The sequence below is a fragment of the Kitasatospora sp. NPDC090308 genome (assembly GCF_044769485.1).
GTDB classification, from domain to species: domain Bacteria; phylum Actinomycetota; class Actinomycetes; order Streptomycetales; family Streptomycetaceae; genus Kitasatospora; species Kitasatospora fiedleri.
This window is the reverse complement of the sequence record NZ_JBIVXY010000004.1, coordinates 37,249-63,867: the sequence shown is the minus strand read 5'-3', so window position 1 is coordinate 63,867 and position 26,619 is coordinate 37,249. Positions and strand designations below refer to the sequence as shown.

Here is a 26,619-nt window from a genome sequence, read left to right as displayed (position 1 = left end):
GTCATGAGCTCCGACACCACCACCCCGGACGCCCCCGCCAAGGCCGGGCTGTCCGCCGCGAAGCGCGAACTCCTCAGACGCCGACTGGCCGGCCGCCCCTCCGCCCGGACCACCACCGTCCCCCGGCGCGCCCCGGACGCCCCCGTCCCGCTCTCCTTCGCGCAGGAACGGCTCTGGTTCATGGAGCAGTTCGCGCCGGGCACCGCCGCCTACAACATCCCCGTGGTCCGCCGGCTGCGCGGCCCCCTCGACCCGGACGCCCTGCGCGCCGCCCTGGACGCCGCCGTCGCCCGGCACGAGACGCTGCGCTCCCGCTACCCCGCCACCGAGGACGGCCGCCCGCTGCTGGTCGTCGACCCGCCCGGCCCCGCCGAACTGACCGTCACCGACGCCGCCGACGAGGCGGCGGCCGAACGGATCGTGGACGCGGACGCCGCCGTCCCGTTCGACCTGGAGCACGGGCCGCTGCTGCGGGCCCGGCTGATCCGGCTCGCCGCCGAGGACCACGTCCTGCTGCTGGTCGTGCACCACAGCGTCAGCGACGGCTGGTCCAGCGAGGTGCTGCTCGGCGAGGTGCTGCGCGGCCACGCCGCCCGGGTCGCCGGCGCACCCGATCCGCTGCCCGAACTCCCGGTCCAGTACGGCGACTTCGCGATCTGGCAGCGGCAGGAGCTGAGCGGCGACCGGCTGGCCGCCGAGGTCGCCCACTGGGGCGCCGAACTCGCCGGGGTGGAGCCGCTGGAGCTGGCGTTCGCCCGCCCGCGCCCGCCGCGCCAGACCTTCGAGGGCGCCGGGTACGCGTTCCGGGTCGAGCGCCCCCTGCTGGAGCGCCTCACCGCCCTGGGCCGCCGCCACGACGCCACCGCGTACATGGTGCTGCTGGCCGCCTTCCAGCTGCTGCTGGCCCGCCACAGCGGACGCACCGACTTCGCGGTCGGCTCGCCCGTGGCCGGCCGCCCGGAGGCCGAACTGGAGCCGCTGGTCGGCATGTTCGTCAACGTCCTGGCGCTGCCCGCCCGGCTGGAGGGCGACCCGGACTTCGCCGAACTGCTCGCCCGCACCCGGGAGACCTGCCTGACCGCCTACGGGCACCAGGACCTGCCGTTCGCCCAGCTGGTGAGCGAACTCAACTGGCCCCGGGACGTCTCCCGGCCGCCGGTCTTCCAGGCCGTCCTGGCCGTGCAGAACTACGCCGTCCAGGGCGAGGGCCCCGACACCGCGCCGCTCACCGCCGAACCGTTCGGCGTCCGGGCCAGCGGCACCCGCTTCGACCTCGAACTCTTCCTCCAGGAACGGCCCGAGGGCCTGAACGGCTCGTTCAACTACAACACCGACCTGTACGACGAGGCCGACATCGCCCGCCTCGCCGACCACCTCGGCCGCCTGCTGGCCGCCGTCGCCGACGCGCCCGACACCCCGCTGTCCGCCCTCGACACCCTCACCGCCGAGGAGCGGGCGTTCGAGACCGAGCGCTTCAACGACACCGCCGTGGACCGCCCGGCCACCACCCTGACCGCCCTGGTCGCCGCCCAGACCGCCCGCACCCCCGACGCCGTCGCCGTCGCCACCGAGGGCCGCCCCGCCCTGACCTACCGCCAACTCGACGAGCGGGCCGGCCGGATCGCCGCCCGGCTCGCCGCCGAGGGCGTCGGCCCCGGCAGCCTGGTCGCCGTCAGCGCCGAACGCTCGCCCGACCTGGTGGCCGGCCTGCTCGGCGTGCTGCGCACCGGCGCCGCCTACACCCCGCTGGAACCCGACTACCCGGCCGAACGCCTGGCCTTCCTGCTCGCCGACAGCGACGCCACCGTCCTGCTCACCCAGCGCAAGCTGCCCGTCCCGGCGGGCTGCGCGGCCCGCGTCCTGCTGCTCGACGACCCGGCCGAGTGGCCCCGGGCCCGCACCCGCCCGGCCGGACCCGCCCCCGACGACCCCGCCTACGTCATCTACACCTCCGGCTCCACCGGCCGCCCCAAGGGCGTCCCCAACACCCACCGGGCGATCGCCAACCGCCTCCAGTGGATGCAGGACGCCTACCGGATCGGCCCCGAGGACGCGGTGCTGCAGAAGACCCCCACCGGCTTCGACGTGTCGGTCTGGGAGTTCTTCTGGCCGCTGACCACCGGCGCCCGGATCGTGCTCGCCAAGCCCGGCGGCCAGAAGGACAGCGGCTACCTGCGCGACCTGATCGCCTCCGCCGGGGTCACCGTCGCCCACTTCGTCCCCGCCATGCTGCGGGCCTTCCTCGCCGAGGAGGACGTCGAACGCTGCACCACCCTGCGCCGCGTCGTCAGCAGCGGCGAGGCCCTCCCGCCGGACGCCGCCCGCGAACTGACCGCCCGGCTGCCCGGCCTGCGCCTGGCCAACCTGTACGGGCCCACCGAGGCCGCCGTCGACGTCTCCTCCTGGGAGTGCGCCGGGCCGCTGACCACCGTGCCGATCGGCCTGCCCGTCGACAACACCCGGCTGTACGTCCTGGACGCCCGGCTGCGCCCCGTCCCCCCGGGCGCCCCCGGCGAACTCCACATCGGCGGCACCGCCGTCGCCCTCGGCTACCACCGCCGCCCCGGCCTCACCGCCGCCCGCTTCGTCCCCGACCCCTACGGCCCGCCCGGCTCCCGCCTCTACCGCACCGGCGACCTGGCCCGCCGCCGCCCCGACGGCACCCTGGAACACCTGGGCCGGATCGACGACCAGGTCAAACTGCGCGGACTGCGGATCGAACCCGGCGAGACCGAGGCCGCGCTGCGCGCCCGGCCCGGCATCGCCGACGCCGCCGTCGTCCTGCACCGGGACCGCCTGGTCGGACACCTGGTCCTCGCCCCCGGCGCCGAGGAACCCGACCCGGTGGCCCTGCGCGCCGCCCTCAAGCGGACCCTCCCCGACCACCAGGTCCCGGCCGCGTTCACCACCCTCCCCGCCCTGCCGCTCAGCCCCAACGGCAAACTCGACCGGCGCGCCCTGCCCGCCCCGCGCATCCACCGCCCCGACGGCGCGGCCAAGCCCGCCACCCCCGCCGAGACCGTCCTCGCCGAGATCTGGGCCGAGGTGCTCGACCTGCCCGAGGTCGGCACCGACGAGAACTTCTTCGACCTCGGCGGCCACTCCCTGCTGGCCACCCAGGTCGTCGCCAGGGCCCGCAAGCGGCTCACCGCGATCGGCGCCCGCCCGGTCGGCGTGATGGACCTGTTCACCCACCGCACCGTCCGCGACCTGGCCGCCCTCGCCGCCGCCGACCGGCCGAGCGGCCCGCGCGCCCTGCTGCACCGCCTCACCCGCGCCGTCCCCGCCGCCCGCCGCACCCTCACGCTGGTGTGCGTCCCCTACGGCGGCGGCAGCGCCGTCGTCTACCAGCCGGTCGCCGACGCGCTGCCGCCCGACGTCGAACTCTGGTCCGTCGCCGTCCCCGGCCACGACCTCGGCGTCACCGAACACCACCTCGACTTCGACGACCTCGCCGAGGCCGTCGCCGCCGAGGTGCGCGCGAAGGTCGACGGACCGCTCGTCGTGTACGGGCACTGCGCCGTGGGCACCGCGCTCGCCGTCGCCGTGGCCCGCCTGCTGGAGGGCTCCGGCCGGGAACTGGAGGCCGTCTACGCGGGCGCCCAGTTCCCGTTCGCCCGGCCGCGCAGCCGGCTGCTCGCCGCGCTCGGGAAGATCGCCGCGCTGGAACCGCTGGTCGGCGACCGCTCCTACGCCAACTGGCTGACCGGCATGGGCGTCGACACCTCCGAACTCGACGAGGACCAGGTCCGGTTCGTGATCGGCAACATGCGGCGCGACACCCGGGCCGCCGAGGACTACTTCACCCGCGCCCTGGCCGAGGTCGAGGCCGGCGCGCCCCGGCTGCGCGCCCCCGTGGTCTCGCTGGTCGGCGACAAGGACCCGGCCGCCGACTTCTACCAGGAGCGCTACCGCGAGTGGCTGCTGCTGGCCGAACGCTCCGCGGTCGCCGTGCTGGACGAGGGCGGCCACTTCTTCATCGCCTACCGGGCCGCCGAGACCGCCGCCGCCGTCACCACCGTCCACCGCGCGCTCCTGGACGGCACCACCGCCGACCTCCCGCGGCGGGACCCGGAGAACTCCTGGTGGTTCCACGGCGAGACGGCCCCCGCCGCGGACGGCACGGACGGCGCGGACGGCTCCGCACCGGGCTCCGCGGACGGCCCGGCGGGCCGGGAACCGGCCGCCGCCGCGGACGGCCCGCAGCCCGGCATGGGCCGCTTCCTCTGGGTCGTCGGCGGCCAGCTCGCCTCCATCACCGGCTCGGCGCTCACCGAGTTCGCCCTGCCGATCTGGATCCTGCTGGAGACCGGGTCGATGGCCCGCTTCGCGCTGTACGCCGTGGTCGCGATGCTCCCCGGCATCCTGGTCGGCCCGCTCGCCGGCGCCCTGGTCGACCGCCTCGACCGCCGCCGCGTGATGCTGCTGGGCGACCTCGCCGCCGGCGCCACCCAGGCCGGACTGCTGACCCTGCTGCTCACCGGCCGCCTGCACACCTGGGAGGTGTACGCGCTGCTCGCGGTGCTGTCCGTCGCGCTCACCTTCCAACGCCTGGCGTACGCCTCCGCCGTCCCGCAACTGGTGCCCAAACGCCACCTCGGCCACGCCAACGGAATCGTCCAACTCGCCTTCGGAACCGCCCAGTTCGTCGTCCCGCTGGCCGCCGTGGCGCTGCTCGCCGCGATCGGCCTGCGCGGCATCCTGATCATCGACGTGGTCTCCTACGCCGTCGCCGTCACCATCCTGCTCGCCGTCCGCTTCCCGAAGACACTGCCCTGGACCCGCCGGGAGTCGCTGACCGCGGAGATCCGGCACGGCATCGCCCTCTCCTGGCGCCACCGCGGCTTCCGGGCGATGCTGCTCTGGTTCGCCGGCCTGAACGTCTTCCTGTCCCCGCTGTTCCTGCTCACCACCCCGCTGGTGCTCTCCTTCGACGACCTCGGCGGCGCCGCCCGGGTCGCGGTCGCGGCCGGCGCGGGCGCGATCCTCGGCGGCGTCGCGATGGGCTTCTGGGGCGGACCGCGCCGCCACAAGCTGCGCGGCATGCTCGCGCTGGCCGCCGTCCTCGCCCTGGCGGGCGCGGTGGAGGGGCTGCGGGCCAACCTGTGGACGGTGGCGGCCGGCGCGTTCGGCATGTCCTTCGCGCTGGCCCTGGTCAACGGCATCTACGCGACGATCGTCCAGGTCAAGGTCGCCCAGCGGTTCCACGGCCGGGTGTTCGCCCTGAACACCCTGGTCGCCTGGTCCACCCTCCCGCTCGGCCACGGCGTCATCGCCCCGCTCGGCTCCGCCCTGTTCGGCCCGCTGATGGAACCGGACGGCGCGCTCGCCCCCGTCTTCGGCCCGCTGATCGGCACCGGCCCCGGCCGCGGCATCGCCCTGATGTACCTGCTGTTCGCCGCCGCCATGCTCGCCCTGGTCGCCCTCGGACTGCGCCTGCCGGTGCTCGCCCGCTTCGACCGCGACGTCCCGGACGCCGAACCCGACGACCTGGTCGGCCTGCGCGAACGCGCCCGCACCGCCGCCGCCCGCCGCGCGGCCGGGACGGGGGCCCGATGAGCACCGCCCCGCACACCCCCGCCACCCTGCCCGCGCTGCTCGCCCACCGGGCCGCCGCGCACGGCGGGCGCACCGCCGTCGTCTGCGGCGCGCAGCGGCTCGACTTCGCCGCCTGGCAGGCCCGTTCCGGGACGCTGGCCGCCGCGCTGCGCGCCGAGGGCGTCCGGGACGGCGACCGGGTCGGGCTCTGCTTCGGCACCGACCGCTGGGCGGAGTACGCCGTCGCGTTCCTCGCCGTGCTGCGGGCGGGCGCCGTCGCCGTGCCGCTCTCCGACCGGACCTCGCCCGCCGGGACGGCGCACGCCCTCACCGACGCCGGGGCCCGCCTCCTGCTGCACGCCGACGGCGGCCCCCGCCCGCCGGGCGTCCCGGACGGCGTCCGCACCCGCACCGAGGCCACCGCCACCGCCCACCACCCCGCCGACCCCGGCGCCCCGGGCCTCCCCGAACCCGACCCGGACGCCCCGGCGCAGATCCTGTACACCTCCGGGACGACCGGCACCCCCAAGGGCGTCACCGCCCGGCACGCCAACCTGGTCCACGGCTGCACCCTCGACGAGCGCCGCCGCCCGCTGCGGCACTCCCGCACCTTCCTGCACGCCTTCCCGGTCGGCACCAACGCCGGGCAGACCATGCTGGTCAACGCGCTCAACGCGCACGCCGCCTGCGTCACCGCCCCGCAGTTCACCCCGGCCCGGTTCGTCCGGCTGATCGCCGAGCACGCGGTGGGCAGCGTGTTCCTCGTCCCCGCGACGGCCGTCGAACTGCTCGCCTCCCGGGCGCTGGCCGCCGCGGCCGAGCGCGGCGACCTGGACACCGTCCGGCTGGTCGGCTCCACCGCCGCCGCGCTGCCGCAGCCCGTCGCGCTCGCCCTCGACCGGGCGTTCGGCAGGGCCCAGGTGGTCAACTACTACACCTCGACCGAGGCGGCCCCCGCCCAGATCACCCTGCTGTTCGACCCGGCCCGCCCGGACTCCCCGGGCCGCCCCGCCTCGCTCGCCGAGCTGCGCGTCACCGACGCCGACGGGCACCCCGTCGCGCCGGGGGAGCCCGGCGAGCTGTGGCTGCGCTCGCCCGCCGCCCCGCGCGCCTACCTGGGGGAGCGGGACGGCGCGGTGTTCCGGGGCCGCTGGGTGCGGATGGGCGACCTGGGCCGGGTGGACGCCGACGGGTTCCTGCACCTGCTCGACCGGGAGCGCGACGTCGTCAAGTCCGGCGCCCACAAGGTCTCCACCCTCCAGGTCGAGAACGCCCTGCACGCCCACCCGAAGGTCGCCGACGCCGCCGCGTTCGGCGTCCCGCACCCGGTGCTCGGCAGCGTCGTCGCCGCCGTCGTCGTCCCGGACGGCGAACTGACCGCGGCCGAACTGCGCACCTTCCTGCTCGACCACCTCGCCGTCCACGAACTCCCCGCCACCGTGCACTTCCGCACCACCCTGCCGCGCAACGAGGGCGGCAAGGTCCTCAAACGCGAACTGCGCCGCACCCTCACCACTCCGGACACCCCCGAGGCCACGCCATGACCACCCCGCTCACCCCCGCCCAGCACGGCGTCTGGCTCACCGGGCGCACGCTCGACACCGGCACCGCCTACCACCTCGCCGTCACACTCGACCTCACCGGCCCGCTCGACGCCGACGCCCTCGACCGGGCCTGCGCCGCCGTCGTCGCCCACCACCCCGTCCTGGCCTCCCGGTTCGCCCCCGACGGCACGGCCGCGCCCACCGCCGCCGTCGCCCCGCCGCGCCGGGTCGACTGCGCCCCCGCCGACCTCGACAAGCTGCTCGACGAGGAGCGCGCCGCCCCGTTCGACCCCGCGACCGGGCCGCTCTGCCGGTTCGCGCTGTTCCGCCCCGGGGCCGAACGGCACGTGCTGCTGATCACCGCCCACCACCTCGTGCTGGACGGCGAGTCCAAGGAACGCCTGGTCGCCGACCTCGCCGCCGCCTACCGCGGCGAACCGCTCGACCCCGCCGCCGCCCCGGCCGACCCGCCGACCCCCGCCCTCGGAGCCCCCGACCTCGAAGCCCCCGCCCTGGCGGCCGCCGCCGCGTACTGGGCGCCGCGCTGGCGGGAACCCGCCTCGCCCGTCCTGCCCGGCCTGGCCCCGCCGCCCGACGGCGGCGTCCGGCCCGCCCCCGGCGCCGAGACCGCCTTCCGGCTCGACGGACGGCGCTGCGCCGACACCGCCCGCGCCCTCGGCGTCACCCGCTTCGAACTCCTCACCGCCGCCTGGCACGCCCTGCTGGCCCGCTACGGCGACCCCGCGCCCACCACCGCCGTCGAACTCTCGCTGCGCCGCCCCGGCGAACCCGTCGCCCTCGGCCTCGCCGTCAACGAACTGCCGCTGCGCCCGGGCGAGCCCGCCGACCGGACCTTCGCCGACTGGGCCCGCACCGTCCGGGCCGAACTGCGCGCCCTGTACGCCCACCGCGCCGTCCCGCTGGGCCGCGCCGTCCCGGGCCTGACCCCCCGCACCGCGCTCACCCCGCTGTCGGTCAGCTACCGCCGCCGCCCGGCCGCCGCCGCCCCGGACTTCGGGCCGCTCACCGCCCGGGTCGGCTGGACCGGCTTCGCCGGCACCGCCCGCAACCTGCTCCACCTCCACCTGGTCGACTGCGGCGAGGAGATCCTCGGCAGCCTCCAGTACCGCACCGGCGCGCTGGACGCCGCCACCGCCGCCCGGATCGCCGGGCACTACACGGCCCTGCTGGACGCCGCCCACGCCGCCCCCGACACCCCCGTCGCCGCCCTGGAGTTCCTGGCCCCCGACGAACGCGCCGCCCAGCTCGCCGCCCCCGCCCCCCGCCCCGACCTGCCCGCCACCACCGTCCCCGCCCGGTTCGCCGCCCGCGCCGCCGCCCACCCCGGCGCGGTCGCCGCCGTCGCCGACGGCACGCCCGTGACGTACGGCGAACTGGCCCGCCTGGTCGCCCACGCCGCCGCCGCCCTCACCCGGCACGGCGCCGGGCCCGGCCGCACGGTCGGCATCGCGCTGCCCCGCGGCCTGGACCAACTCGTCGCCGTGCTGGCCGTGCTGGCCACCGGCGCCGCCCACCTCCCGCTCGACCCCGACTACCCGGCCGCCCACCTGGCCTTCGTCCGCGACGACGCCCGGCTCGCCCTGCGGATCACCGACCACCCGGAGCAGCCCGGCGACCTCACCCCCGCCGACCTCGCCCCCACCGACGACGGCACGCCCCCGCTGCCCCCGGCGCCCGACCCCGCACTGCCCGCCTACGTCCTCTACACCTCCGGCACCACCGGCCGCCCCAAGGGCGTCGAAGTCCCGCACTCCGCGCTGGCCAACGTCCTCGGCAGCCTGCGCGACCGGCTCGGCGCCACCGCCGCCGACCGCTGGCTCGCCCTCACCTCGCTCGCCTTCGACATCTCCGCCGTGGAACTCCTGCTGCCGCTGACCACCGGCGCCCGGGTCGTCCTCGCCCCGCCCGGCGCCCACCGCGACGGCCCCGCCCTGCTCGCCCTGCTCCGCGAACAGCGGATCACCCACGTCCAGGCCACCCCCAGCGGCTGGCAGCTGCTGCTGGACGCCGGACTCGCCGACACCGCCCTCACCGCCCTCACCGGCGGCGAGGCCCTGCCCGCCCCGCTCGCCGCCGCCCTGACCGCCGCCACCGCCCGGCTGGTCAACGTCTACGGCCCCACCGAGACCACCATCTGGTCCACCTGCGCCGACCCGGCCCTCGACGAGCACGGCGCCGTCACCCTCGGCGAACCCCTGGACAACACCAGGGCCTACGTCCTCGACCAGCGGCTGCGCCCCGTCCCGTACGGCGTCCCCGGCGAACTCCACCTGGCCGGGGACGGCGTCGCCCACGGCTACCGCGGCCGCCCCGGCCTCACCGCGAGCCGCTTCCGGCCCGACCCGTACGGGCCGCCGGGAGCCCGGATGTACCGCACCGGGGACCTGGTGCGCCGCGCGCCCGGCGGCGCCCTGGAGTACCTGGGCCGTGCCGACACCCAGGTCAAGCTCCGCGGCCACCGCCTCGAACTCGGCGCGGTCGAGGCCCGCCTCGCCACCCACCCCGGCGTCGCCCGGGCCGCCGCCGCCCTGCACGGAGCGGACCGGCTGGTCGCCTACGTCGTCCCGGCCGGCCCGCCGCCCGACCCGGCCGAACTGCGCGCCCACCTGGCCGCCGTCCTCCCCGCCGCCGTCCTGCCGAACGCCTACGCCGTCCTGGACGCCCTCCCGCTCACCCCCAACGGCAAGCTCGACCGGGCCGCGCTGCCCGACCCCGGGCCCGCCCGCCCCGACCCCGCGCCCGCCGCCGGGGGCGAGAACGCCGGGACCACGAACGCCGGGACCACGAACACCGGGCCCGGGGACGCCGTGCTCGACGCGGTGCTCGCCATCTGGGCCGACGTCCTCGAACTGGACGACCTCGGCCCCGACGAGGACCTCTTCGACCTGGGCGGCCACTCGCTGACCATCACCGCGATCGCCGCCCGCGTCTCCCGCACCCTCGGCGTCGACGTCCCGCTCGACGTCTTCTTCGACGAACCCACCGCCCGCGGCGTCGCCGCCGCCGTCCGCGCCCTGCAAGGAGCCACCCCGTGAGCAACGAGATCCGCTACGTCGTCGCCGTCAACGACGAGGAGCAGCACGCCCTGTGGCCCGACGGCGCGCCGCTGCCCGCCGGCTGGCGCCCCGAGGGCTTCGCCGGCACCGAGGCCGAGTGCACCGCCCACGTGGACCGGGTCTGGCCGGACATCCGCCCGCTCAGCCTGCGCCGCCGCCTGGCCGGCCACCCGGACGCCCGCGAGGACGCCCGGTGAGCGCCCTGCGCGACCGCGTCGCCGACCTGGTCTCCCGCGCCACCGACGGCGCCGTCGGCACCCCCGAACTCCTCGGCTCCGCCGACGTGCCGCTCGCCGCGCTCGGCGTCAGCTCGCTCGCCCTGCTGCGGCTCGCCGACAGCCTGGAGGAGGAGTTCGGCATCCTGGTCGACCTGGCCGACCGCACCCTGTACACGGCGGACCTCGACGGGCTCACCGCGCGGGTGCGGGAGCTCGGCGGCACCCCGTGACCGCCCTGGAGGTGCCGTTCGCCGGCGGGCGGGCCGGAGAGGCGCCGCTCACCTGGGGACAGCGGGCGATCTGGCACGCGATCGGCCGCACCGCGCCCAACGACCACTACTTCAACCTGGGCCGCGTCCTCCCGCTCGCCGACCGGGGCGCCCCCGTGGACGCCCCCCGGCTCACCGCCGCGCTGGCCGCCCTCATGCACCGGCACGAGGCGCTGCGCACCCGGATCGCCGACGGCCCCCGCCAGCGGCTGCACGGCGCGGGCCGGATCACCGTCGACCTCCGCGACGCCCCCGACGCCGACACGGCCGCCCGCACCGCCGACGGCCTGCTCGCCGAACTCACCGCCCGCCGCTTCGACTACGCGGGGGAGTGGCCGGTCCGGTTCGGCGCGGTGCGCCACGACGGGCGGATCAGCCACGTCGTGCTCGCCCTGTGCCACCTGGCCTCCGACGGCCACGGCGCCGAGGTCCTGGTCCGGGACCTGCGGCTGCTGGCCCGGCGCGGCTCCGCCGGACCGGCCTGCCCCCAGACCCCGCACGACCTGGCGCACCACCAGCACTCCCCGGCGGGCCGCCGGGCCGGCGAGGCGGCTCTCGCGTTCTGGGCCGACGGGCTGGCCGCCGCCCCGCCCACCATGTTCCCCGCGCCCGTCGCCGCCCCCGAGCACCCGCGCTACTGGACCGGCCGACTGGTGTCCGCCGCGCTGCCCCGGGCGGTGGACGCGCTGGCCCTCGCCCACCGGGTCAGCGGCTCCACCGTGCTGCTCACCGCCGCCGCCGCGCTGGTCGCCGCCGACCGGGGCCACCGGACGGCGGCCGTCATGCCGATCGCCGGGAACCGCGCCGGAGCCGACCGGCGCACCCTGGTCAGCACCCTCTCGCAGGACGCCCTGTTCGTGCTGCGCACCCCCGACGACCCGGACGCCGTCCTCACCGACCTGCTGGCGGACGCCTGGCCCGCCGCGCTGGCCGGCTACCGCGCCGCCTCCTACGACCCGGTGGCCTGGGACGCCCTGCTGGCCCGCGCCGCCCGCGAACGCGGCACGGAGGTCCATCCCTACTGCTGCTTCAACGACATGCGCCTGGTCGACCGCCCGCCCGCCACCGGCCCGCTGGACGCCGCCACCCTGGCCGGGCTGCGCCGGCGCACCGCGCTGGACTTCCCGGCCACCCAGGACCGGGTGGCCTGCCGCTACTGCCTGCACCTCACCGGCGACGAGGACACCCTCACCGTCACGCTCACCGCGGACACCGCGTACCTGCCCAAGGCCGCGATCCACGCCCACCTGCGCGCCCTGGAGAGCGTGATCGTCGACTCGGCGGCGGGCCACCCGCCCCGGGTGGCCCGGCTGCGGGAGGCGCTGCGGTGACCGGGGGCGCCGCGACGCCCCCGGGCGTCCCGACGGCCGGACCCGGCCCGGTGCCCCGCCCGGTCGCCCGGGCCGCGGACGGGGCCACCTCGTGCCCGCAGGGCGGCCGGATGCGCTTCGAGGTGACCGCCGGCGACGGCGGCCCGCTCACCGGACGGGTCCTGGTCACCGACGTGGTGGCCGGCCGGGTGCGCGCCGCCGCGGACCTCCGGGGCACCCGCTGGGAGCTCACCGTCCCCGCGCACTGGCCGAGTTCGCTCTACCGGGCCAGCTTCCACGACCTGCGCCCCGAGGAGCCCGAGCCGGAGCGCGACGCCGAGCACGAGGTGTGGTTCGCCGTCCGGGCCGCCCGCCCGGCCGCCCCGATCCTGGTCTCCGTCCCGTTCGCCACCTGGCGGGCCTACCACCGGGCCGGCCAGCCCGGCCGGAGCCTCTACTACGCCGAACAGCCCGACCGGGCCGCCCGGGTGGCGCTGGACGCCCCCGGCGGCGGCCCGCCGCCCGAGCGCTGGGAGGAACCGCTGCTGCACTGGCTGCACCGCACCGGCCGCCCGGTCGAGTTCTGCTCCGGATTCGACCTGGACGACGGCGGCGAACTGCTCTCCGCCCACCGGCTGCTGGTGGTCAACGGCCACGACGAGTACTGGACCGCCGGGATGCGCGACAGCGTCGAGGGCTTCGTCCGCCGCGGCGGCAACCTCGCCGTGTTCGCCGGGAACACCGCCTGGTGGCAGATCCGGCTGGAGGACGGCGGACGCACCATGGTCTGCCACCGGGACGCCGCCGCCGACCCCGTCGCCGCCACCGACCCCGCCCGGGCCACCGTCGAGTGGTCCTCCGCGCCGGTCGACCGCCCGGAGAACACCATGACCGGCGTCAGCTTCCGCAACGGCGCGGGCGCCTGGGGCGAGGGCATGGCCGTCATCGGCGAGGAGGCGTACACCGTCCGGTTCGCCGACCACTGGGTGTTCGAGGGCACCGGCCTGTCCGACGGCGACACCTTCGCCCGCGGCGCCCTCGGCTACGAGACCGACGCCGCCGAACTCGACTGGTCCCTCGGCGTCCCCCGGCCCACCGGCCGCGACGGCACCCCGCGCTCCTTCGCCGTCCTCGCCACCGCCGACCTGCGCCACTGGCGCGCGTACGGCCAGGGCGGCTGGGCCACCCTGGGCGTGCACCGGCTCGGCGCCGGGACGGTCTTCAACGCGGCCACCATCAACTGGGGCCGGGCGCTGGACGACCCGGCCGTCGACCGGGTCACCCGCAACGTCCTCGACCGGCTCTCCGGCACCGTCCCCGCCCCCCGCTGGCACACCGTCGGCCCGGCCCCCGCGCTGCGCGCCCTCGCCGCCTGCGAGGGCACTCTGTTCGCCCTCGCCGCCGACGGCCGCACCCTGCTGCACCGCGAACCGTCCGAGCAGAACCTGCCCTGGCGGCCCTGCGCCGACCCCGACCCCGACCCCGTCGAACTGCGCTGCCTGACCGCCCCCCGCGAAGCCTGCCGCCCCGTCCCGCTCGCCCTGCTCGCCGTGACCACCGAGGACCGCCTCGTCCACCGCGACCCCGTCACCGGCCCCGCCCCCTGGCGGGACGCCGGACCGGTGCCCGCCGGAACGACCGCACTCGCCCTGTGCGACACCACCCTGTTCGCCCTCACCCCGCACGACGACACCCTGCACCACCGCCCCGCCCAGCTCCCCGACGCCCCCTGGACGGCGCTCGGCAGCGCCGGGAAGGCCACCGCCCTGACCGTCCTCAACGCCCGGCTGTATGCCCTCGGCCCCGACGGCCTGCTCAGCCGCCCGCCCGTCCGCACCGACGAACCCTTCCGCCCGGCCGCGCCCTTCCCCCCGGCCACCGCGCTGGCCGCCCACGCCGGCCGCCTGCTCGCCGCCACCCCGGACGGCCGGCTGATCAGCCACCCGCCGGCCTGAACCCCGGCCGGCCGCGGGGGGCCGCTCGAACACCGCCCGGGAGCACCCCCGCGCGGCACCGGGACCACGAGCCCGACGCCCGCCCCTTGCCGACCCTTTGCCCGCCCTTTGCCGCCACCTGACCTGCCCTCCTGCCGCGTTCCGGGTCGGTCGCAGGAGGACTGCGATCCGGCGATCCGGTTAGACGCCCACCGTGCTGAGATTCCTGTGGGTGGCCTTGCTGGGGTGCGGAGCGGCGGCGGCCGTGGTGGTGGCGTCGGTGGTGTCGCCGTGGTGGTGGTTCCTGGCGGTGCCGCTGCTGGCGCTGGCGGCGCTGGCGGTCGCGGACGTGTTGCAGACCCGGCACTCGGTGCTGCGCAACTACCCGGTGCTGGGACACCTGCGGTTCGCGCTGGAGGACATCCGGCCCGAGGTGCAGCAGTACTTCGTCGAGCGCAACGTGGACGGCCGCCCCTTCGACCGGGACACCCGGAGCATCGTCTACGAGCGGGCCAAGGGCACCGACGCCGAGGAGCCGTTCGGCACCGAACTGGACCTGTACGAGCCCGGCCGGGAGTTCCTCGTCCCGTCGCTGGCCCCGGTCGCGGTGCCGAAGGAGGCGCCCCGGGTGCGGATCGGCGGCCCCGACTGCACCCGGCCCTACGACATGGCGCTGCTGAACGTCTCCGCGATGAGCTTCGGCTCGCTCTCGGCCAACGCCGTGCTGGCGCTGAACACCGGCGCGGCGCAGGGCGGCTTCGCGCACGACACCGGCGAGGGCGGCCTGTCCGAGTACCACCTGCGGCCGGGCGGCGACCTGGTCTGGGAGCTCGGCACCGGCTACTTCGGCTGCCGCACCGAGGACGGCGGCTTCGACCCGGCCCAGTTCGCCGAGAAGGCCGCCCACCCGCAGGTCAAGTGCCTGTCGCTGAAGCTCGGCCAGGGCGCCAAGCCCGGCATCGGCGGGGTGCTGCCCGGCGCCAAGGTCAACGCCGAGATCGCCGAGGTGCGCGGCGTGCCGGAGGGCAAGACGGTCATCTCGCCGCCGTACCACCGGGTCTTCTCCACCCCGCGCGAACTGGTGCTGTTCCTGGCCCGGATGCGGGAGCTGGCGGACGGCAAACCGGTCGGCTTCAAGCTGTGCGTCGGCTCGCGGCAGCAGTTCCTGGCGGTGTGCAAGGCGATGCTGGCGGAGGGCGTCACCCCGGACTTCATCGTGGTCGACGGCGCCGAGGGCGGCACCGGCGCGGCCCCGCTGGAGTTCGCCGACCACGTCGGGATGCCGCTCACCGAGGGCCTGCTGACGGTCCGCGACGCACTGCTGGGCACCGGCCTGCGGGACCGCATCCGGATCGGCGCCAGCGGCAAGGTCGCCACCGGCAGCGACCTGGTCAAGCGGCTGATCCAGGGCGCCGACTACACCAACGCGGCCCGGGCCATGATGTTCGCGATCGGCTGCATCCAGGCCCAGCGCTGCCACACCAACACCTGCCCGGTCGGCGTCACCACCCAGGACCCGCGCCGGGCCCGGGCCCTGCACGTCGGCGACAAGTCGCAGCGGGTCGCCCGCTACCAGGAGGCGACCGTCAAGAGCGCCCTGCAGATCATGGCCTCGATGGGCGTGGACGACCCGGCCGACCTGCACCCGCGGATGCTGCGCCGCCGCCTGGACCAGCAGACCGTCCGCTCCTACGCCGACCTGCACCCGCCGATGGCACCGGGCCGCCTGCTGGACGACCCGCCGCAGTCCTGGGCCCGCGACTGGCGCGAGGCCGACCCCGACCGCTTCACCGTCTGAACCGCTTCACCGTCTGAACCGCCCACCCGCGACAAGGAGCTCCCCGTGGCACGTACCGTGGCCCGCGTGATCGTCGACGCCCTCCGGGAACTGGAGGTGCGGCACGTCTTCGGCGTGGTCGGCGACGCCCTCAACCCACTGACCGACGCCATCCGCACCACCGAGGGCATCGAGTGGGTGGGCTGTCGGCACGAGGAGGCGGCGGCCTTCGCGGCCGGCGCCCAGTCGCAGCTCTCCGGGGGGCTGGGCGTGTGCATGGGCACCGTCGGCCCCGGCTCGGTGCACCTGCTGAACGGCCTGTACGACGCGGCCAAGAGCCGCACCCCGGTGCTGGCGATCGCCGGGCAGGTGCCCTCCGCGGAGATCGGCGGCGACTACTTCCAGGAGGTCGACAACGACCTGCTGTTCCGGGACGTCGCGGTGTTCCGGGCCACCGTCTTCTCGCCCGAGCAGCTGCCCCGGCTGCTGGAGGCGGCGGTCCGCGCCGCGCTCGCCGAACGCGGCGTCGCCGTGCTGACCGTGCCCGGCGACTTGGGCGAGCAGGAGCTGACCGACGACCGCCCGGCCCGCTTCCCGCACACCCGCCCGGTCACCCGCCCCGACGACGAGGGCGTCCGGCGGGCCGCCGAACTGATCAACGCGGGGGAGCGGGTGACCTTGCTGGTCGGCCGCGGCGCCCGGGAGGCCGGACCGGAGGTCCGCGAGCTGGCCGAGCGGCTGTCCGCGCCGATGGTGCTCACCCTCAAGGCCAAGGAGGGCTTCGAGGACGCCAACCCGTACCAGGTCGGCCAGACCGGCCTGATCGGCAACCCGGCCGCCGCCCACGCCCTGGACTCCTGCGACACGCTGGTCCTGCTCGGCACCGACTTCCCCTACCGCGACTGGTACCCGCAGGACCGCAAGGCCGTCCAGATCGACCTGGACGAACGCCACCTCGGCCGGCGCACCCCGGTGGACGTCGGCCTGGCGGGCGACACCGCGGCCACCCTGCGCGCGCTGCTGCCGCTGCTGGACGCCGTCGAGGACCGCACCCACCTGGACGAGGCGCTCGGGAAGTTCGCCGACTGGCAGCAGGGCCAGCGCAAGCTCGCCGACACCCGGCACGACCACCGCCTGCTGGGCCGGCTGCGCAGCGCCTTCGACAACCGCGACGGCGACGTCCGCCCGGAGGCGCTGGCCGCGGCGGTGGACGCGGCGGCCGCCGACGACGCGGTCTTCACCTCCGACACCGGCATGGCCACCGTCTGGCTGTCGCGCTTCGTCACGATGCGCGGCGGACGGCGGCTGCTGGGCTCCTACAACCTGGGCTCGATGGCCAACGCCATGCCGCAGGCGCTGGGCGCCCAACTGCACTACCCGGACCGCCAGGTGGTGGCGTTCTGCGGGGACGGCGGGCTGAGCATGCTGCTCGGCGACCTGATGACGATCAAGACCCACCGGCTGCCGGTGAAACTGGTGGTCTTCGACAACCGCCGGCTCGGCATGGTCAAGCTCGAACAGGAGCAGTCCGGACTGCCCGAGTTCGGCACCGAGCTGGACAACCCGGACTTCGCGGCGGTGGCGACCGCGCTCGGCCTGACCGGCATCCGGGTCACCGGCCCGGACGAGCTGGCGGACGGCGTCCGGCGGGCCTTCGACACGCCCGGACCGGTGCTGCTGGACGTGCTCACCAATCCCCAGGAGATCGCCGTCCCGGCGAAGCCAACCGTCGAGCAGGGTTGGGGCTTCGCGATCGCCAAGGTGAAGGAGACGCTGCGCAGCCATGGCGAGTGACACCCACCGGCCCCTCCCGACCGGTCGACCGGCCTGCCGACCGACCGGTCGACCGGCCCGGTGCGGGGCCGGTGCGGCAGGGTGGTGGGCATGAGCGCCCCGGAGGAGAGCGACTACGCCGTCAGCGCCGAGTTCTACGACCTGCTCCAGGCGGAGGGCGACCGGCGGCGGGCCCGGCGGTGGTTCGCCGACGCGGCCGGCCGGGCCCGGCACGGGATCGTCGAGTTCGGCGCCGGGACCGGGCTCGTCACCGAGGTGCTGCTGGAGTCCTCGGGCGTCCCGGTGCACGCCGTCGAGCCCGCCCCGGCGATGCGGACGGTGCTGATGTCCCGCGCGGCGGCGCTGGGCGCGGACCGGCGGGCCCGGCTGACCGTCCACCCGGGCCGGGCCGAGGACGCCGGGCTGGTCGAGGCCGCCGACCTGGCGGTGGCCGCCAACGTGGTCGGCTGCGTCGAACCGGCCGCCCGGCGCGCCCTGTGGCGGACGGCGGCCCGGGCCCTGGTACCCGGGGGAGTGCTGCTGTTCGACCCGCCGCCCACCGGACTCCCCGACGAGGCCGAGACCCTGACCGGCCTCGGCCCGGTCCGGCTGGGCACCGACAGCTACCGGGCGGACATCACCCGGCTGCCCGACCGCGGGCTGCTGCGGATGGTCTTCGACTACCGGGTCGAACGGGCGGGCCGGGTGGTGCGCCACGCCCGGGAGGAGTTCCCGATGTGGCCGGCCGACCCCGCGGCCCTGGCGGCGGAAGCCGCGCAGGCGGGCCTGGAGTTCGTCGCCTCCCCGCACCCGGAGCTGCTGGCGGCCCGCCGCCCGTCCGGCTGAGCCCACCGCCGCTCCTGCCTCCGCCCTTGCTCTTGTAGCCTGGGCCGGACTGAAAGTCAGTCAATTTCCATCGTGCGTTGGGTATTTGCGTGAAACGGATAGCTTGCTACGGTCCACTCGCCAGAAGTTGCACACCGGTCGCGGGCGGGGCGTTCCGCCGTCGACCCCCAGCACGAGGAGACCCACTTGTCGCGCGCCCGTTCCGCCGCCGCCCTCGCGGCCGTCGCCCTGGCCACCGTCGGCTTCACCGGGTTCATGGGCCTGACCGCCACCGGGGCCTCGGCCACCACGCCGCCCACGCCCTACATGTGCCCGTCGTTCCTCACGGACGGCGCGCACGGCCTCTACGGGTGGACCTACGGTCAGGGGTGGCTGGTGTGCAACTACGGCGGCGGCCCGGCCGCCCCGCTGACCTGCCGGTACAACGCGTTCAGCGGCGACGCCTGGTTCAGCGCGCCGAACCCCGACTACTGCCCGACCCGCGCGGTGCCCACCGTCGCCTGAGCCCGTCGCCGCCTGAGCCCGTCGCCGCCCGAGCCCGTCTTCGGCCGGGCCCGCCCGCGCGGGTTCAGCCGAAGAGCCGCGCCAGGGCGAGGCCCGCGGCGCCCTGGGGGACCGCCAGGTCGGTGGCGCGGGCGAGGGCGACGTGCTGCCAGTGCGGATCGGGCAGCCGGGCGGCGAGCGCGGCGCGGATCGCACTCTCGTACGGCTCCGGGTCCGCGAGGAGGGCGTCGCCGCCGAGGGTGACCTCCTCGACGTCGAGCAGACGGACCAGGTTGGCGACGCCGATCGCGAGGGCGCCCGCGGCCTCCCCGGTGCGACCGGCCCGCAGGGCGGTGAGGCAGACGGCCTCCAGGCACCCGCGGGCGCCGCAGGCGCACGGCGGCCCGGCCGGGTCGATGCACTGGTGGCCGAACTCGCCGGCGTTGGTGCGGGCGCCGCGCTGGACCCGGCCGCCGAGGACCAGGCCGGCCCCGACGCCGTCGCCGAGGTGGACGAAGGCGCGGTCGTCCGGGCCCGGGCGGCTCAGGACGCCGGCGGTGGTGTTCTTCTCGACGACCACGGGCAGCCCGGTGCGGGTCCGCACCGCCTCGCGCAGGTGCAGGCCGTGCCAGCTCGGCATGCCGGTGACCTGGTGCAGGACGCCGTCGCGGGTGTCCAGGGGGCCGGGGCAGGCCAGGCCGAGGCCGAGCACGTCGCCGGTCCCGGAGGGCGCGGTGAGCGCGCGGACCATGGCGGCGAGCCGGTCGAGGACCGGGCCGGGGCCGCCGTCCGGGTCGATCGGCTCCTCCGCCCGGGCGGTGACGGCGCCGGTGAGGTCGACCCGGAGCAGGCGCAGTTCGCGGCGGCCGATCTCGGCGCCGAGGGCGGAGCGGGAGCCCGGGACGAGGCGCAGCAGGGTGCGCGGCTTGCCGCTCTGCCCGGCGACGCGCTCGTGCCCGGCCTCGGTGAGCAGGCCGTCGGCGAGCAGCCTGGCGGTGATCTTGCTGATGGCCTGGGCGGTGAGCCCGGTGCGGGTGGCCAGTTCGACCCGGCTGGTGCCGCGGTCGGCGGCGGCGCGGACGGCGCGCAGGACGGCGGTGTCGTTGCGGTCGCGGAGCAGGGCGAGGTTGAGGGCGCCGTGGCGGGCCGGGTCGGTGGTCACCTGTCGATTATGCGAGCTTGCCGGTTAGTCCACGCTGTTGTTTAACTTGGGGCATGGACCTCCCGACCCTGAACGTGGGACTCATCGGCTACGGCATCGCCGGTGCGGTCTTCCACGCGCCCCTGATCAGCACCACGCCGGGTCTGCGCCTCGCGGCCGTGGTGACCTCCGACCCGGAACGCCGCGCGCGGGTCTCCCGCGAGCACCCGCGGGCCGAGCTGTTCGCGGACGCCGACGCCCTCCGGGCCGCCGCGCCCGGCCTCGGACTGGACCTGGTCGTGGTCGCCTCCCCCAACCGCACCCACGTCCCGCTGGCCACCGCCGCCCTGGAGGCCGGACTCCCGGTCGTGGTCGACAAACCGCTCGCCGCCACCGCCGCCGAGGGCGAGCGGCTGGCCGACCTGGCCCGGGACCGGGGCCTGCTGCTCAGCGTGTTCCAGAACCGGCGCTGGGACGGCGACTTCCGCACCGTCCGGCAGCTGGTCGCCTCGGGCCGGCTCGGCCGGGTCAACCGGTTCGAGTCGCGCTTCGAGCGCTGGCGCCCCGAACTCAGCGGCGCCTGGCGGGAACTGGGCGACCCGGCCGAGGCCGGCGGCGTGCTCTACGACCTGGGCGCGCACCTGGTCGACCAGGCACTGGTCCTGTTCGGCCCGGCCGAACGCGTCTACGCCGAACTGGACGCCCGCCGCGACGGCGCGCAGACCGACGACGACAGCTTCGTCGCCCTCACCCACGCCGACGGCACCCGCTCCCACCTGTGGATGAGCGCCACCGCGGGCGACCTCGGCCCCCGCTTCCGGGTACTGGGCTCCCGGGGCGCGTACGTCACCCACGGCCTGGACGGCCAGGAGGACGCGCTGCGCCGGGGCCGCACTCCCGCGGACCCGGACTGGGGCGCCTACCCGCGCGAACGCTGGGGCGCGCTGCGGGCCGGGGAGGAGACCGAACCGGTGGCGACCCTGCCCGGCAGCTACCAGGACTACTACGCCGACCTGGCCCGGGCGCTGCACGGCCGGGGCCCCGTCCCGGTCGAGGCCCGCGACGCCGTCGAGGCGCTGCGCGTGCTGGAGGCCGCCCAGCGCTCCGCCCGCACCGGAGCGGCGGTGGCGCTGTGATCCTCGACATCCCCGAACTGGAACGCCAGCACCGGGAGTTGCAGCTCCCCTCGGCCGACCTGGACGACATCTGGCGGCTGGGCTCGCTGATCGTCGCCGAAGCCCGGGCCCGCGACCTCGCGGTGACGGTCGACATCCGCCACGGCGAACAGCAGGTCTTCCACGCCGCGCTGCCCGGCACCAGCGCCGACAACGACCACTGGGCCCGCCGCAAGGCGGCCGTGGTGCGCCGCTTCGGCGAAGCCTCCTACCTGGTGGGCGAACGCCACCGGGCCGCGGGCCGCGCCTTCGACCTCGACCCGGCGCACTACGCCGCGCACGGCGGCTCCTTCCCCCTGCTGGTGCGCGGCACGGGCATGGTGGGCACGGTCACCGTCTCCGGCCTGCCGCAGGTCGAGGACCACCGCCTGGTCACCGACTGTCTGGCCCGGTACCTGGAACAGCAGCGGTAGGGGAGCGCCCTGCGGCCCCGCGCCCGGACGGCCCCGCAGCCCCGCGTCCGCACGGCCTCGCGTCCGCACGGCCTCGCGTCCGCACGGCTGCGGGGCCGTCCGGCCGGGGCCCGTCCGGTCCGGCGGGCGCGGGAAGCCCGCGCCCGAACGTCCCTGACCGCCACCGCAGTTCACCGCCGCCCGTCGCCGGGACACCGGCGTGTCGGCCGGACACGGCCCGCCCCGCTGCGCAGGATGGCCGGTATGGAAGCGATCTGGAACGGCACCGTCCTCGCCCGCAGCGACGACACGGTCCTCGTCGAGGGCAACCACTACTTCCCGCTCGAAAGCGTCGAGCGGGCGTACCTGGAGGAGTCCGACACCCACACCACCTGCCCCTGGAAGGGCGAGGCTTCGTACTACAGCGTCGTGGTCGACGGCCGGAAGAACCAGGACGCGGCCTGGTACTACCCCGACCCGTTCCCCGCGGCCGAGCAGATCCGCGGCCGCCTCGCCTTCTGGAAGGGCGTGCAGGTGGTCTGACCGGCCCGCTCCGGACGGCCCCCGCCCGGTTCCCGCGGCGCCCCGTCGGCATGGTGCCTGCCTGCCTGCCTGCCGGCTCAGGCGGTGGCGGCCGGCAGGTGTGCGTGCGCCCACTCCTCGAAGCCGGTCAGGTCGATGCCCAGCGCCCGGGCGAACTCCGGCCGGGCCGGCTGGCCGACGACCTCCATGAACTCGTGCGTGGCGCCCATGTCGCCCATCCCGGCGGCGCGGGCCTGTTCCTCGGTCATGTCCGGGGCCGTCAGCTGGACGCCCCAGGCGCGGGAGAGGACCTCGGCGATCTCGGCCATGGTCAGGCGGTCGCCGGCGAGTTCCAGTTCCACCCGGTGGAACGCGGCGGGGTCGGCGACGGCCGCCGCCGCGGCCCGGCCCACGTCCGCGGCGGCGACGAGCGACAGGTGCGTGCCCGGTTTGACGACGGTGACCAGGCCCCCTTCCAGGCCGCGTGGGAAGTAGAACCGCATGGCCGGCTCGAAGTTCTCCATGAAGAACGACGGCTTGAGCAACGTCCAGGAGGGGAAGTCGAGTTCGCGCAGCCGGTCCTGGATCGCGGCCTTCGTGCCGAGCGGGACCTCCAGCCGCGCCCACCGCCCCTCGGCCCAGCCCGGGGCCTCGACGTGCTGCCCCACGCCGCTGGTGGAGGACTGGACGAACTGCCGCACCCCGGCGGCCCGGGCGGCCGTCATGAGGTTGTCCGCCTGGCGGACCTCGCCGGCGAAGTCGAACCCCTGCCCGGTGTACGCGGGCATCTGCACGGAGAAGACGGCCCGCACGCCGTCCACGGCCGCCTCCAGGGTCGCGGGTTCGGTGAGGTCGCCCACGCACAGGACGGCGCCGAGTGCCTCGACGGCCCGGGCGCGCGGCGTGCCCGGGTCGCGCACCAGGGCGCGCACCGGTATCCCCCGCTCCAGCAGGGCGCGGGCGGTGGCGCCGCCTTGGCGGCCGGTGGTACCGGTGACGAGAACCGGCGTTTCGGCAGTGGTCATGGGGACGTCTCCTCGGCGGTCGCGCGCAGCAGAAACGGCGGGGCCCGCCGTTTTGCGTTCGCTACGATACGGCGGGGCCCGCCACTAATCAACGTTGGGGAGACCATGACCGGCCAGCGCTCGGACGCCCGCCGCAACCGCACGCACATCCTCGCCGTGGCCGAGGCCGAGGTGGCGGCCCGGGGCGCCCGGGCGTCCCTGGAGCAGATCGCCCGCGTCGCGGGCGTCGGCTCGGCCACCGTGCGACGCCACTTCCCCACCCGCAAGGCCCTGCTCGAAGCCGTCTTCCAGCAGCGCGTCCACGACCTGTGCGAGCGCGCCCACGCGCTCCGCGCCGAACCCGACAGCCGCGCCGCGCTGCTGGAGTGGCTGCGCGAACTGCTCGCCTACTCGCTCGCCGCCCGCGGCCTGGCGGACGTCCTCTCCTACGAGCCGCTCCGGGACGGGGCCGCCGACAGCTCCTGCGCGCCCGCCCTCGCCGCAGCCGGCGACCTGCTGCTGCGCAGGGCCGTCGAGGAGCGGACCGTCCGGGCGGACACCACCATCGACGACCTGCTCGTCCTGGTCATCGGGATCGCCCTGGCCACCGAGGACTACACCGACCCGGCGACCCGGGCGGACCGCGCCTTCCGACTCGCCGTCGCGGGCCTGGGCGCCGACGGCGGCTGAGCACCGACGGCGGCTGAGCACGCCCGTACGCCCCGGCCGGTGGTCCCCGCAACGCCGGGGCGCCCGGCCCGGGAGGAGCGGAGCACGCGTACCGTGGGCGGGGTGAACGAGCGCAGCGAATGGCGGGTGGCGGTGGACCGGGGCCTGGTGGACCAACCGGTCTGCCACCACCTGGACGGGCTCCAGCAGGTCCCCGCGAACACCGTCCCCGGCTGCGAGGAGTGCCTGCGCTCCGGCGGCACCTGGGTGCACCTGCGGGCCTGCCTGAGCTGCGGGCACGTCGGCTGCTGCGACAGCTCGCCCGGGCAGCACGCCCACCGCCACGCGCACGCCGCCGACGGGCACCACCTGGCCCGGTCCCTCCAGCCCGGCGAGGACTGGGCCTGGTGCTACACCGACGAGGTCTTCCTCCGACCCGCCTGACCGCGCGGACACCGCGCGGACCCGACCCCGACCCCGCCCCGCACCGGCCCGGCGCGCGGGTGCGCCGCGTCCTTCCGCCCTCCGGCCCGCCCCGTGTGCTGGAGTGACGGCATGGACATCACACCTGGACGCCCGTACCCCCTGGGGGCGTCGTTCGATGGCGAGGGCACCAACTTCGCCCTGTTCTCCGCCTGCGCCGAACGCGTCGAACTCTGCCTGATCGACGACGACGGGAACGAGCGGCGCCTGCCGCTGAAGGAAGTCGACGGCGACGTGTGGCACGGCCACGTGCCCGGAGCGGGACCGGGCACCCGCTACGGCTACCGGGTGCACGGCCCGTGGGACCCGGCGGCCGGGCACCGCTGCAACCCGGCGAAACTGCTCCTGGACCCGTACGCCAGGGCGATCGACGGCCAGATCGACGCCGACCCCGCCCTCTGCGGCCACCACCCCGACGACCCGGGCCGCCCCGACGACCGCGACAGCCTCGGCCACGTCCCGCTCGGCGTGGTCACCGACTCCGCGTTCGACTGGGAGGGCGACCGCCCGCCCGGCCACGCCTACCACGAGACGGTCGTCTACGAGGCGCACGTCAAGGGCATGACCCAGCGGCACCCCGACGTCCCCGAGGAACTCCGCGGCACCTACGCCGGACTCGCCCACCCCGCCGTGATCGAGCACCTCACCGCCCTCGGCGTCACCGCGATCGAACTGATGCCCGTCCACCAGTTCACCCAGGACGGCTTCCTCACCGACCGCGGCCTGTCCAACTACTGGGGCTACAACACGATCGGCTTCTTCGCCCCGCACAACGCCTACGCCGCGGCGGGCAGCCGGGGCGAACAGGTCCGCGAGTTCAAGTCGATGGTCAAGGCCCTGCACGCGGCCGGCATCGAGGTGATCCTCGACGTGGTCTACAACCACACCGCCGAGGGCAACGAGAACGGCCCCACCCTCTCCTTCCGGGGCATCGACAACGCCTCCTACTACCGGCTGGTGGACGACGACCCCGCCCACTACTTCGACACCACCGGCACCGGCAACTCGCTGCTGATGCGGCACCCCAACGTGCTCCAGCTCATCATGGACTCGCTGCGCTACTGGGTCACCGAGATGCACGTCGACGGCTTCCGCTTCGACCTGGCGGCCACCCTCGCCCGGCAGTTCCACGAGGTCGACCGGCTCTCCTCGTTCTTCGACCTGGTCCAGCAGGACCCGGTGGTCAGCCGGGTCAAACTGATCGCCGAACCCTGGGACATCGGCGACGGCGGCTACCAGGTCGGCAACTTCCCCACCCTGTGGAGCGAGTGGAACGGCCGCTACCGCGACACCGTCCGCGGCTTCTGGCGCGGCGACGACGGCACCGCCGGCGAGTTCGCCGAACGGCTGCTCGGCTCCTCCGACCTCTACCAGCACGACCGCCGCCGCCCGCGCGCCGGGATCAACTTCGCCGTCGCCCACGACGGGTTCACGCTGCGCGACCTGGTCTCCTACCAGGACAAGCACAACGAGGCCAACGGCGAGGACAACCGGGACGGCGAGAGCGACAACCGCTCGTTCAACTGCGGCACCGAAGGCCCCAGCGACGACCCGGCGGTCAACCGGCTGCGCGCCCGCCAGCAGCGCAACCTCCTCACCACCCTGATGCTCTCCCAGGGCGTCCCGATGATCGCCCACGGCGACGAGATCGGCCGCACCCAGCAGGGCAACAACAACGCCTACTGCCAGGACAGCGAACTCTCCTGGATGGACTGGGACCTCGACCCGGAGCGGCGCGAACTGCTCGACTTCACCCGCCGCGTCGTCGCCCTGCGGCACGAGCAGCCCGTCCTGCGCCGCCGCCGCTTCCTGCGCGGCCCGGACGGCCAGGACGGCCCCCCGGAGCAGGCCGAGGCCGTCTGGCTGCGCACCGACGGCGAGCTCATGAACGACGGTGACTGGGAACGCGGCGACACCCACGCCCTCGCCCTCTACCTGTCCGGCGACGGCATCCGCACCGGTGACGGCGCCCGCACCGGCGGGGGCGTCCGCACCGGCGGCGGCACCGGGGGCGCGGACTCCCTGCTGCTCCTGGTCAACGGCTGGTCGGGCGAGGTCGCCTTCCAGCTGCCGCCCGCCGCCTTCGGCGAGAGCTGGACCACCCTGGTGGACACCGCCGACCCGGCGCTCACCGACGCCGACGAGACCGACTTCAAGGCGGGCACGACCGTCCCCCTCGAAGGCCACAGCCTGCGCGTCCTGCGCCGCGCCCACCGGAGCCCGGCCGCCTGACGGCCGCCCGCCCCCGGCGGTGCCCCGCCCGAGCGCGGGGCACCGCCGGCCGGAGCCGCACCGCTCGGTCTGGCGTCGGCCGGTCTGGCGCCGGCCGGTCTGGCGCCGGCCGGTTTGGTACCGGCCGGTTTCGCGCCGGCCAGGGCGGGAATCCGGTGCGGGCGGCCGGTCGGGCGCGTTCAGGTCTTTTCGGTGGGCGGGGGTTCGTGGTGGCGGGATCGTCGAGCGGCAG

The 26,619-nt window shown here is 76.3% G+C and carries 19 protein-coding genes; 17 read left to right on the top strand and 2 right to left on the bottom strand.

From position 1 onward, the window contains the following. Nucleotides 1-3: 3 nt before the first annotated feature. The 11 genes from ACIQVD_RS10905 to ACIQVD_RS10855 all read left to right on the top strand — a co-directional run bounded on the left by ACIQVD_RS10905 (nucleotide 4) and on the right by ACIQVD_RS10855 (nucleotide 18,790). Complete coding sequence (locus ACIQVD_RS10905; RefSeq protein WP_402287850.1) at nucleotides 4-5,559, top strand: amino acid adenylation domain-containing protein; 5,556 nt, start codon at nucleotides 4-6, stop codon at nucleotides 5,557-5,559. After that, complete coding sequence (locus tag ACIQVD_RS10900; RefSeq protein ID WP_402287848.1) at nucleotides 5,556-7,082, top strand: class I adenylate-forming enzyme family protein; 1,527 nt, start codon at nucleotides 5,556-5,558, stop codon at nucleotides 7,080-7,082. Before ACIQVD_RS10905 ends, ACIQVD_RS10900 begins: the two co-directional genes overlap by 4 nt. Next, nucleotides 7,079-10,138, top strand: a complete 3,060-nt coding sequence (locus ACIQVD_RS10895) for an amino acid adenylation domain-containing protein (RefSeq protein WP_402287845.1) — start codon at nucleotides 7,079-7,081, stop codon at nucleotides 10,136-10,138. Before ACIQVD_RS10900 ends, ACIQVD_RS10895 begins: the two co-directional genes overlap by 4 nt. Beyond that, the gene (locus tag ACIQVD_RS10890) at nucleotides 10,135-10,356 is read left to right on the top strand and encodes an MbtH family protein (RefSeq protein WP_400692942.1); all 222 of its coding nucleotides are present in this window, start codon (nucleotides 10,135-10,137) and stop codon (nucleotides 10,354-10,356) included. The genes ACIQVD_RS10895 and ACIQVD_RS10890 overlap by 4 nt, the downstream gene beginning before the upstream one ends. Beyond that, nucleotides 10,353-10,607, top strand: a complete 255-nt coding sequence (locus tag ACIQVD_RS10885; protein WP_402287842.1) for an acyl carrier protein — start codon at nucleotides 10,353-10,355, stop codon at nucleotides 10,605-10,607. Before ACIQVD_RS10890 ends, ACIQVD_RS10885 begins: the two co-directional genes overlap by 4 nt. Further along, a complete protein-coding gene (locus ACIQVD_RS10880; RefSeq protein ID WP_402287841.1) occupies nucleotides 10,604-11,977 on the top strand; it encodes a condensation domain-containing protein in 1,374 nt (457 codons plus the stop codon). The genes ACIQVD_RS10885 and ACIQVD_RS10880 overlap by 4 nt, the downstream gene beginning before the upstream one ends. 110 nt (nucleotides 11,978-12,087) lie before the next feature. Then, nucleotides 12,088-13,911, top strand: a complete 1,824-nt coding sequence (locus ACIQVD_RS10875) for a N,N-dimethylformamidase beta subunit family domain-containing protein (RefSeq protein ID WP_402288649.1) — start codon at nucleotides 12,088-12,090, stop codon at nucleotides 13,909-13,911. Between the two features lie 196 nt (nucleotides 13,912-14,107). Continuing rightward, a complete protein-coding gene (locus ACIQVD_RS10870) occupies nucleotides 14,108-15,688 on the top strand; it encodes an FMN-binding glutamate synthase family protein (protein ID WP_400693004.1) in 1,581 nt (526 codons plus the stop codon). A 45-nt stretch (nucleotides 15,689-15,733) separates the two neighbouring features. After that, nucleotides 15,734-17,461, top strand: coding sequence for a thiamine pyrophosphate-dependent enzyme (locus tag ACIQVD_RS10865; RefSeq protein WP_402287840.1), 1,728 nt, complete (start codon nucleotides 15,734-15,736; stop codon nucleotides 17,459-17,461). 90 nt (nucleotides 17,462-17,551) lie between these two features. Next, on the top strand, nucleotides 17,552-18,286 hold the full coding sequence (locus ACIQVD_RS10860; protein WP_402287837.1) for a class I SAM-dependent methyltransferase: 735 nt from the start codon (nucleotides 17,552-17,554) through the stop codon (nucleotides 18,284-18,286). A gap of 186 nt (nucleotides 18,287-18,472) precedes the next feature. Continuing rightward, nucleotides 18,473-18,790: a hypothetical protein gene (locus ACIQVD_RS10855; RefSeq protein ID WP_400692957.1), complete on the top strand. Its 318-nt coding sequence runs from the start codon at nucleotides 18,473-18,475 to the stop codon at nucleotides 18,788-18,790. 64 nt (nucleotides 18,791-18,854) lie between these two features. Here the strand turns inward: ACIQVD_RS10855 and ACIQVD_RS10850 are convergent, their stop codons facing one another. Next, nucleotides 18,855-19,931 carry an ROK family protein gene (locus ACIQVD_RS10850; RefSeq protein WP_402287835.1) on the bottom strand — a complete coding sequence of 359 codons (1,077 nt, stop codon included), beginning with the start codon at nucleotides 19,929-19,931 and terminating at the stop codon, nucleotides 18,855-18,857. Between the two features lie 53 nt (nucleotides 19,932-19,984). Between ACIQVD_RS10850 and ACIQVD_RS10845 the strand changes: the two genes are divergently transcribed. The 3 genes from ACIQVD_RS10845 to ACIQVD_RS10835 all read left to right on the top strand — a co-directional run bounded on the left by ACIQVD_RS10845 (nucleotide 19,985) and on the right by ACIQVD_RS10835 (nucleotide 22,020). Continuing rightward, on the top strand, nucleotides 19,985-21,046 hold the full coding sequence (locus ACIQVD_RS10845; protein WP_400692963.1) for a Gfo/Idh/MocA family oxidoreductase: 1,062 nt from the start codon (nucleotides 19,985-19,987) through the stop codon (nucleotides 21,044-21,046). Then, nucleotides 21,043-21,498 carry a heme-degrading domain-containing protein gene (locus tag ACIQVD_RS10840; protein ID WP_402287831.1) on the top strand — a complete coding sequence of 152 codons (456 nt, stop codon included), beginning with the start codon at nucleotides 21,043-21,045 and terminating at the stop codon, nucleotides 21,496-21,498. Before ACIQVD_RS10845 ends, ACIQVD_RS10840 begins: the two co-directional genes overlap by 4 nt. A 243-nt stretch (nucleotides 21,499-21,741) precedes the next feature. Then, nucleotides 21,742-22,020: a DUF427 domain-containing protein gene (locus ACIQVD_RS10835; protein ID WP_100838709.1), complete on the top strand. Its 279-nt coding sequence runs from the start codon at nucleotides 21,742-21,744 to the stop codon at nucleotides 22,018-22,020. 77 nt (nucleotides 22,021-22,097) lie between these two features. On the opposite strand, the gene ACIQVD_RS10830 is transcribed toward ACIQVD_RS10835, so the two are convergent. Further along, nucleotides 22,098-23,024: an NmrA family NAD(P)-binding protein gene (locus ACIQVD_RS10830; protein ID WP_402287828.1), complete on the bottom strand. Its 927-nt coding sequence runs from the start codon at nucleotides 23,022-23,024 to the stop codon at nucleotides 22,098-22,100. A gap of 105 nt (nucleotides 23,025-23,129) precedes the next feature. Between ACIQVD_RS10830 and ACIQVD_RS10825 the strand changes: the two genes are divergently transcribed. From ACIQVD_RS10825 to glgX, 3 genes are all read left to right on the top strand, one after another. Continuing rightward, nucleotides 23,130-23,693, top strand: a complete 564-nt coding sequence (locus tag ACIQVD_RS10825; RefSeq protein WP_400692970.1) for a TetR/AcrR family transcriptional regulator — start codon at nucleotides 23,130-23,132, stop codon at nucleotides 23,691-23,693. Nucleotides 23,694-23,840: 147 nt separating this feature from the next. Next, complete coding sequence (locus tag ACIQVD_RS10820) at nucleotides 23,841-24,116, top strand: UBP-type zinc finger domain-containing protein (RefSeq protein ID WP_400693010.1); 276 nt, start codon at nucleotides 23,841-23,843, stop codon at nucleotides 24,114-24,116. A gap of 111 nt (nucleotides 24,117-24,227) precedes the next feature. Continuing rightward, the gene (gene glgX / locus ACIQVD_RS10815; RefSeq protein WP_402287825.1) at nucleotides 24,228-26,387 is read left to right on the top strand and encodes a glycogen debranching protein GlgX; all 2,160 of its coding nucleotides are present in this window, start codon (nucleotides 24,228-24,230) and stop codon (nucleotides 26,385-26,387) included. Nucleotides 26,388-26,619 lie beyond the last annotated feature (232 nt).

Coding starts and splice junctions, on each gene's coding strand:
- ACIQVD_RS10860 (WP_402287837.1), top strand. CDS start 17,552: ATGAGCGCCCCGGAGGAGAGCGACTACGCCGTCAGCGCCGAGTTCTAC.
- ACIQVD_RS10895 (WP_402287845.1), top strand. CDS start 7,079: ATGACCACCCCGCTCACCCCCGCCCAGCACGGCGTCTGGCTCACCGGG.
- ACIQVD_RS10825 (WP_400692970.1), top strand. CDS start 23,130: ATGACCGGCCAGCGCTCGGACGCCCGCCGCAACCGCACGCACATCCTC.
- ACIQVD_RS10905 (WP_402287850.1), top strand. CDS start 4: ATGAGCTCCGACACCACCACCCCGGACGCCCCCGCCAAGGCCGGGCTG.
- ACIQVD_RS10830 (WP_402287828.1), bottom strand. CDS start 23,024: ATGACCACTGCCGAAACGCCGGTTCTCGTCACCGGTACCACCGGCCGC.
- ACIQVD_RS10835 (WP_100838709.1), top strand. CDS start 21,742: ATGGAAGCGATCTGGAACGGCACCGTCCTCGCCCGCAGCGACGACACG.
- ACIQVD_RS10875 (WP_402288649.1), top strand. CDS start 12,088: ATGCGCTTCGAGGTGACCGCCGGCGACGGCGGCCCGCTCACCGGACGG.
- ACIQVD_RS10845 (WP_400692963.1), top strand. CDS start 19,985: ATGGACCTCCCGACCCTGAACGTGGGACTCATCGGCTACGGCATCGCC.
- glgX (WP_402287825.1), top strand. CDS start 24,228: ATGGACATCACACCTGGACGCCCGTACCCCCTGGGGGCGTCGTTCGAT.
- ACIQVD_RS10900 (WP_402287848.1), top strand. CDS start 5,556: ATGAGCACCGCCCCGCACACCCCCGCCACCCTGCCCGCGCTGCTCGCC.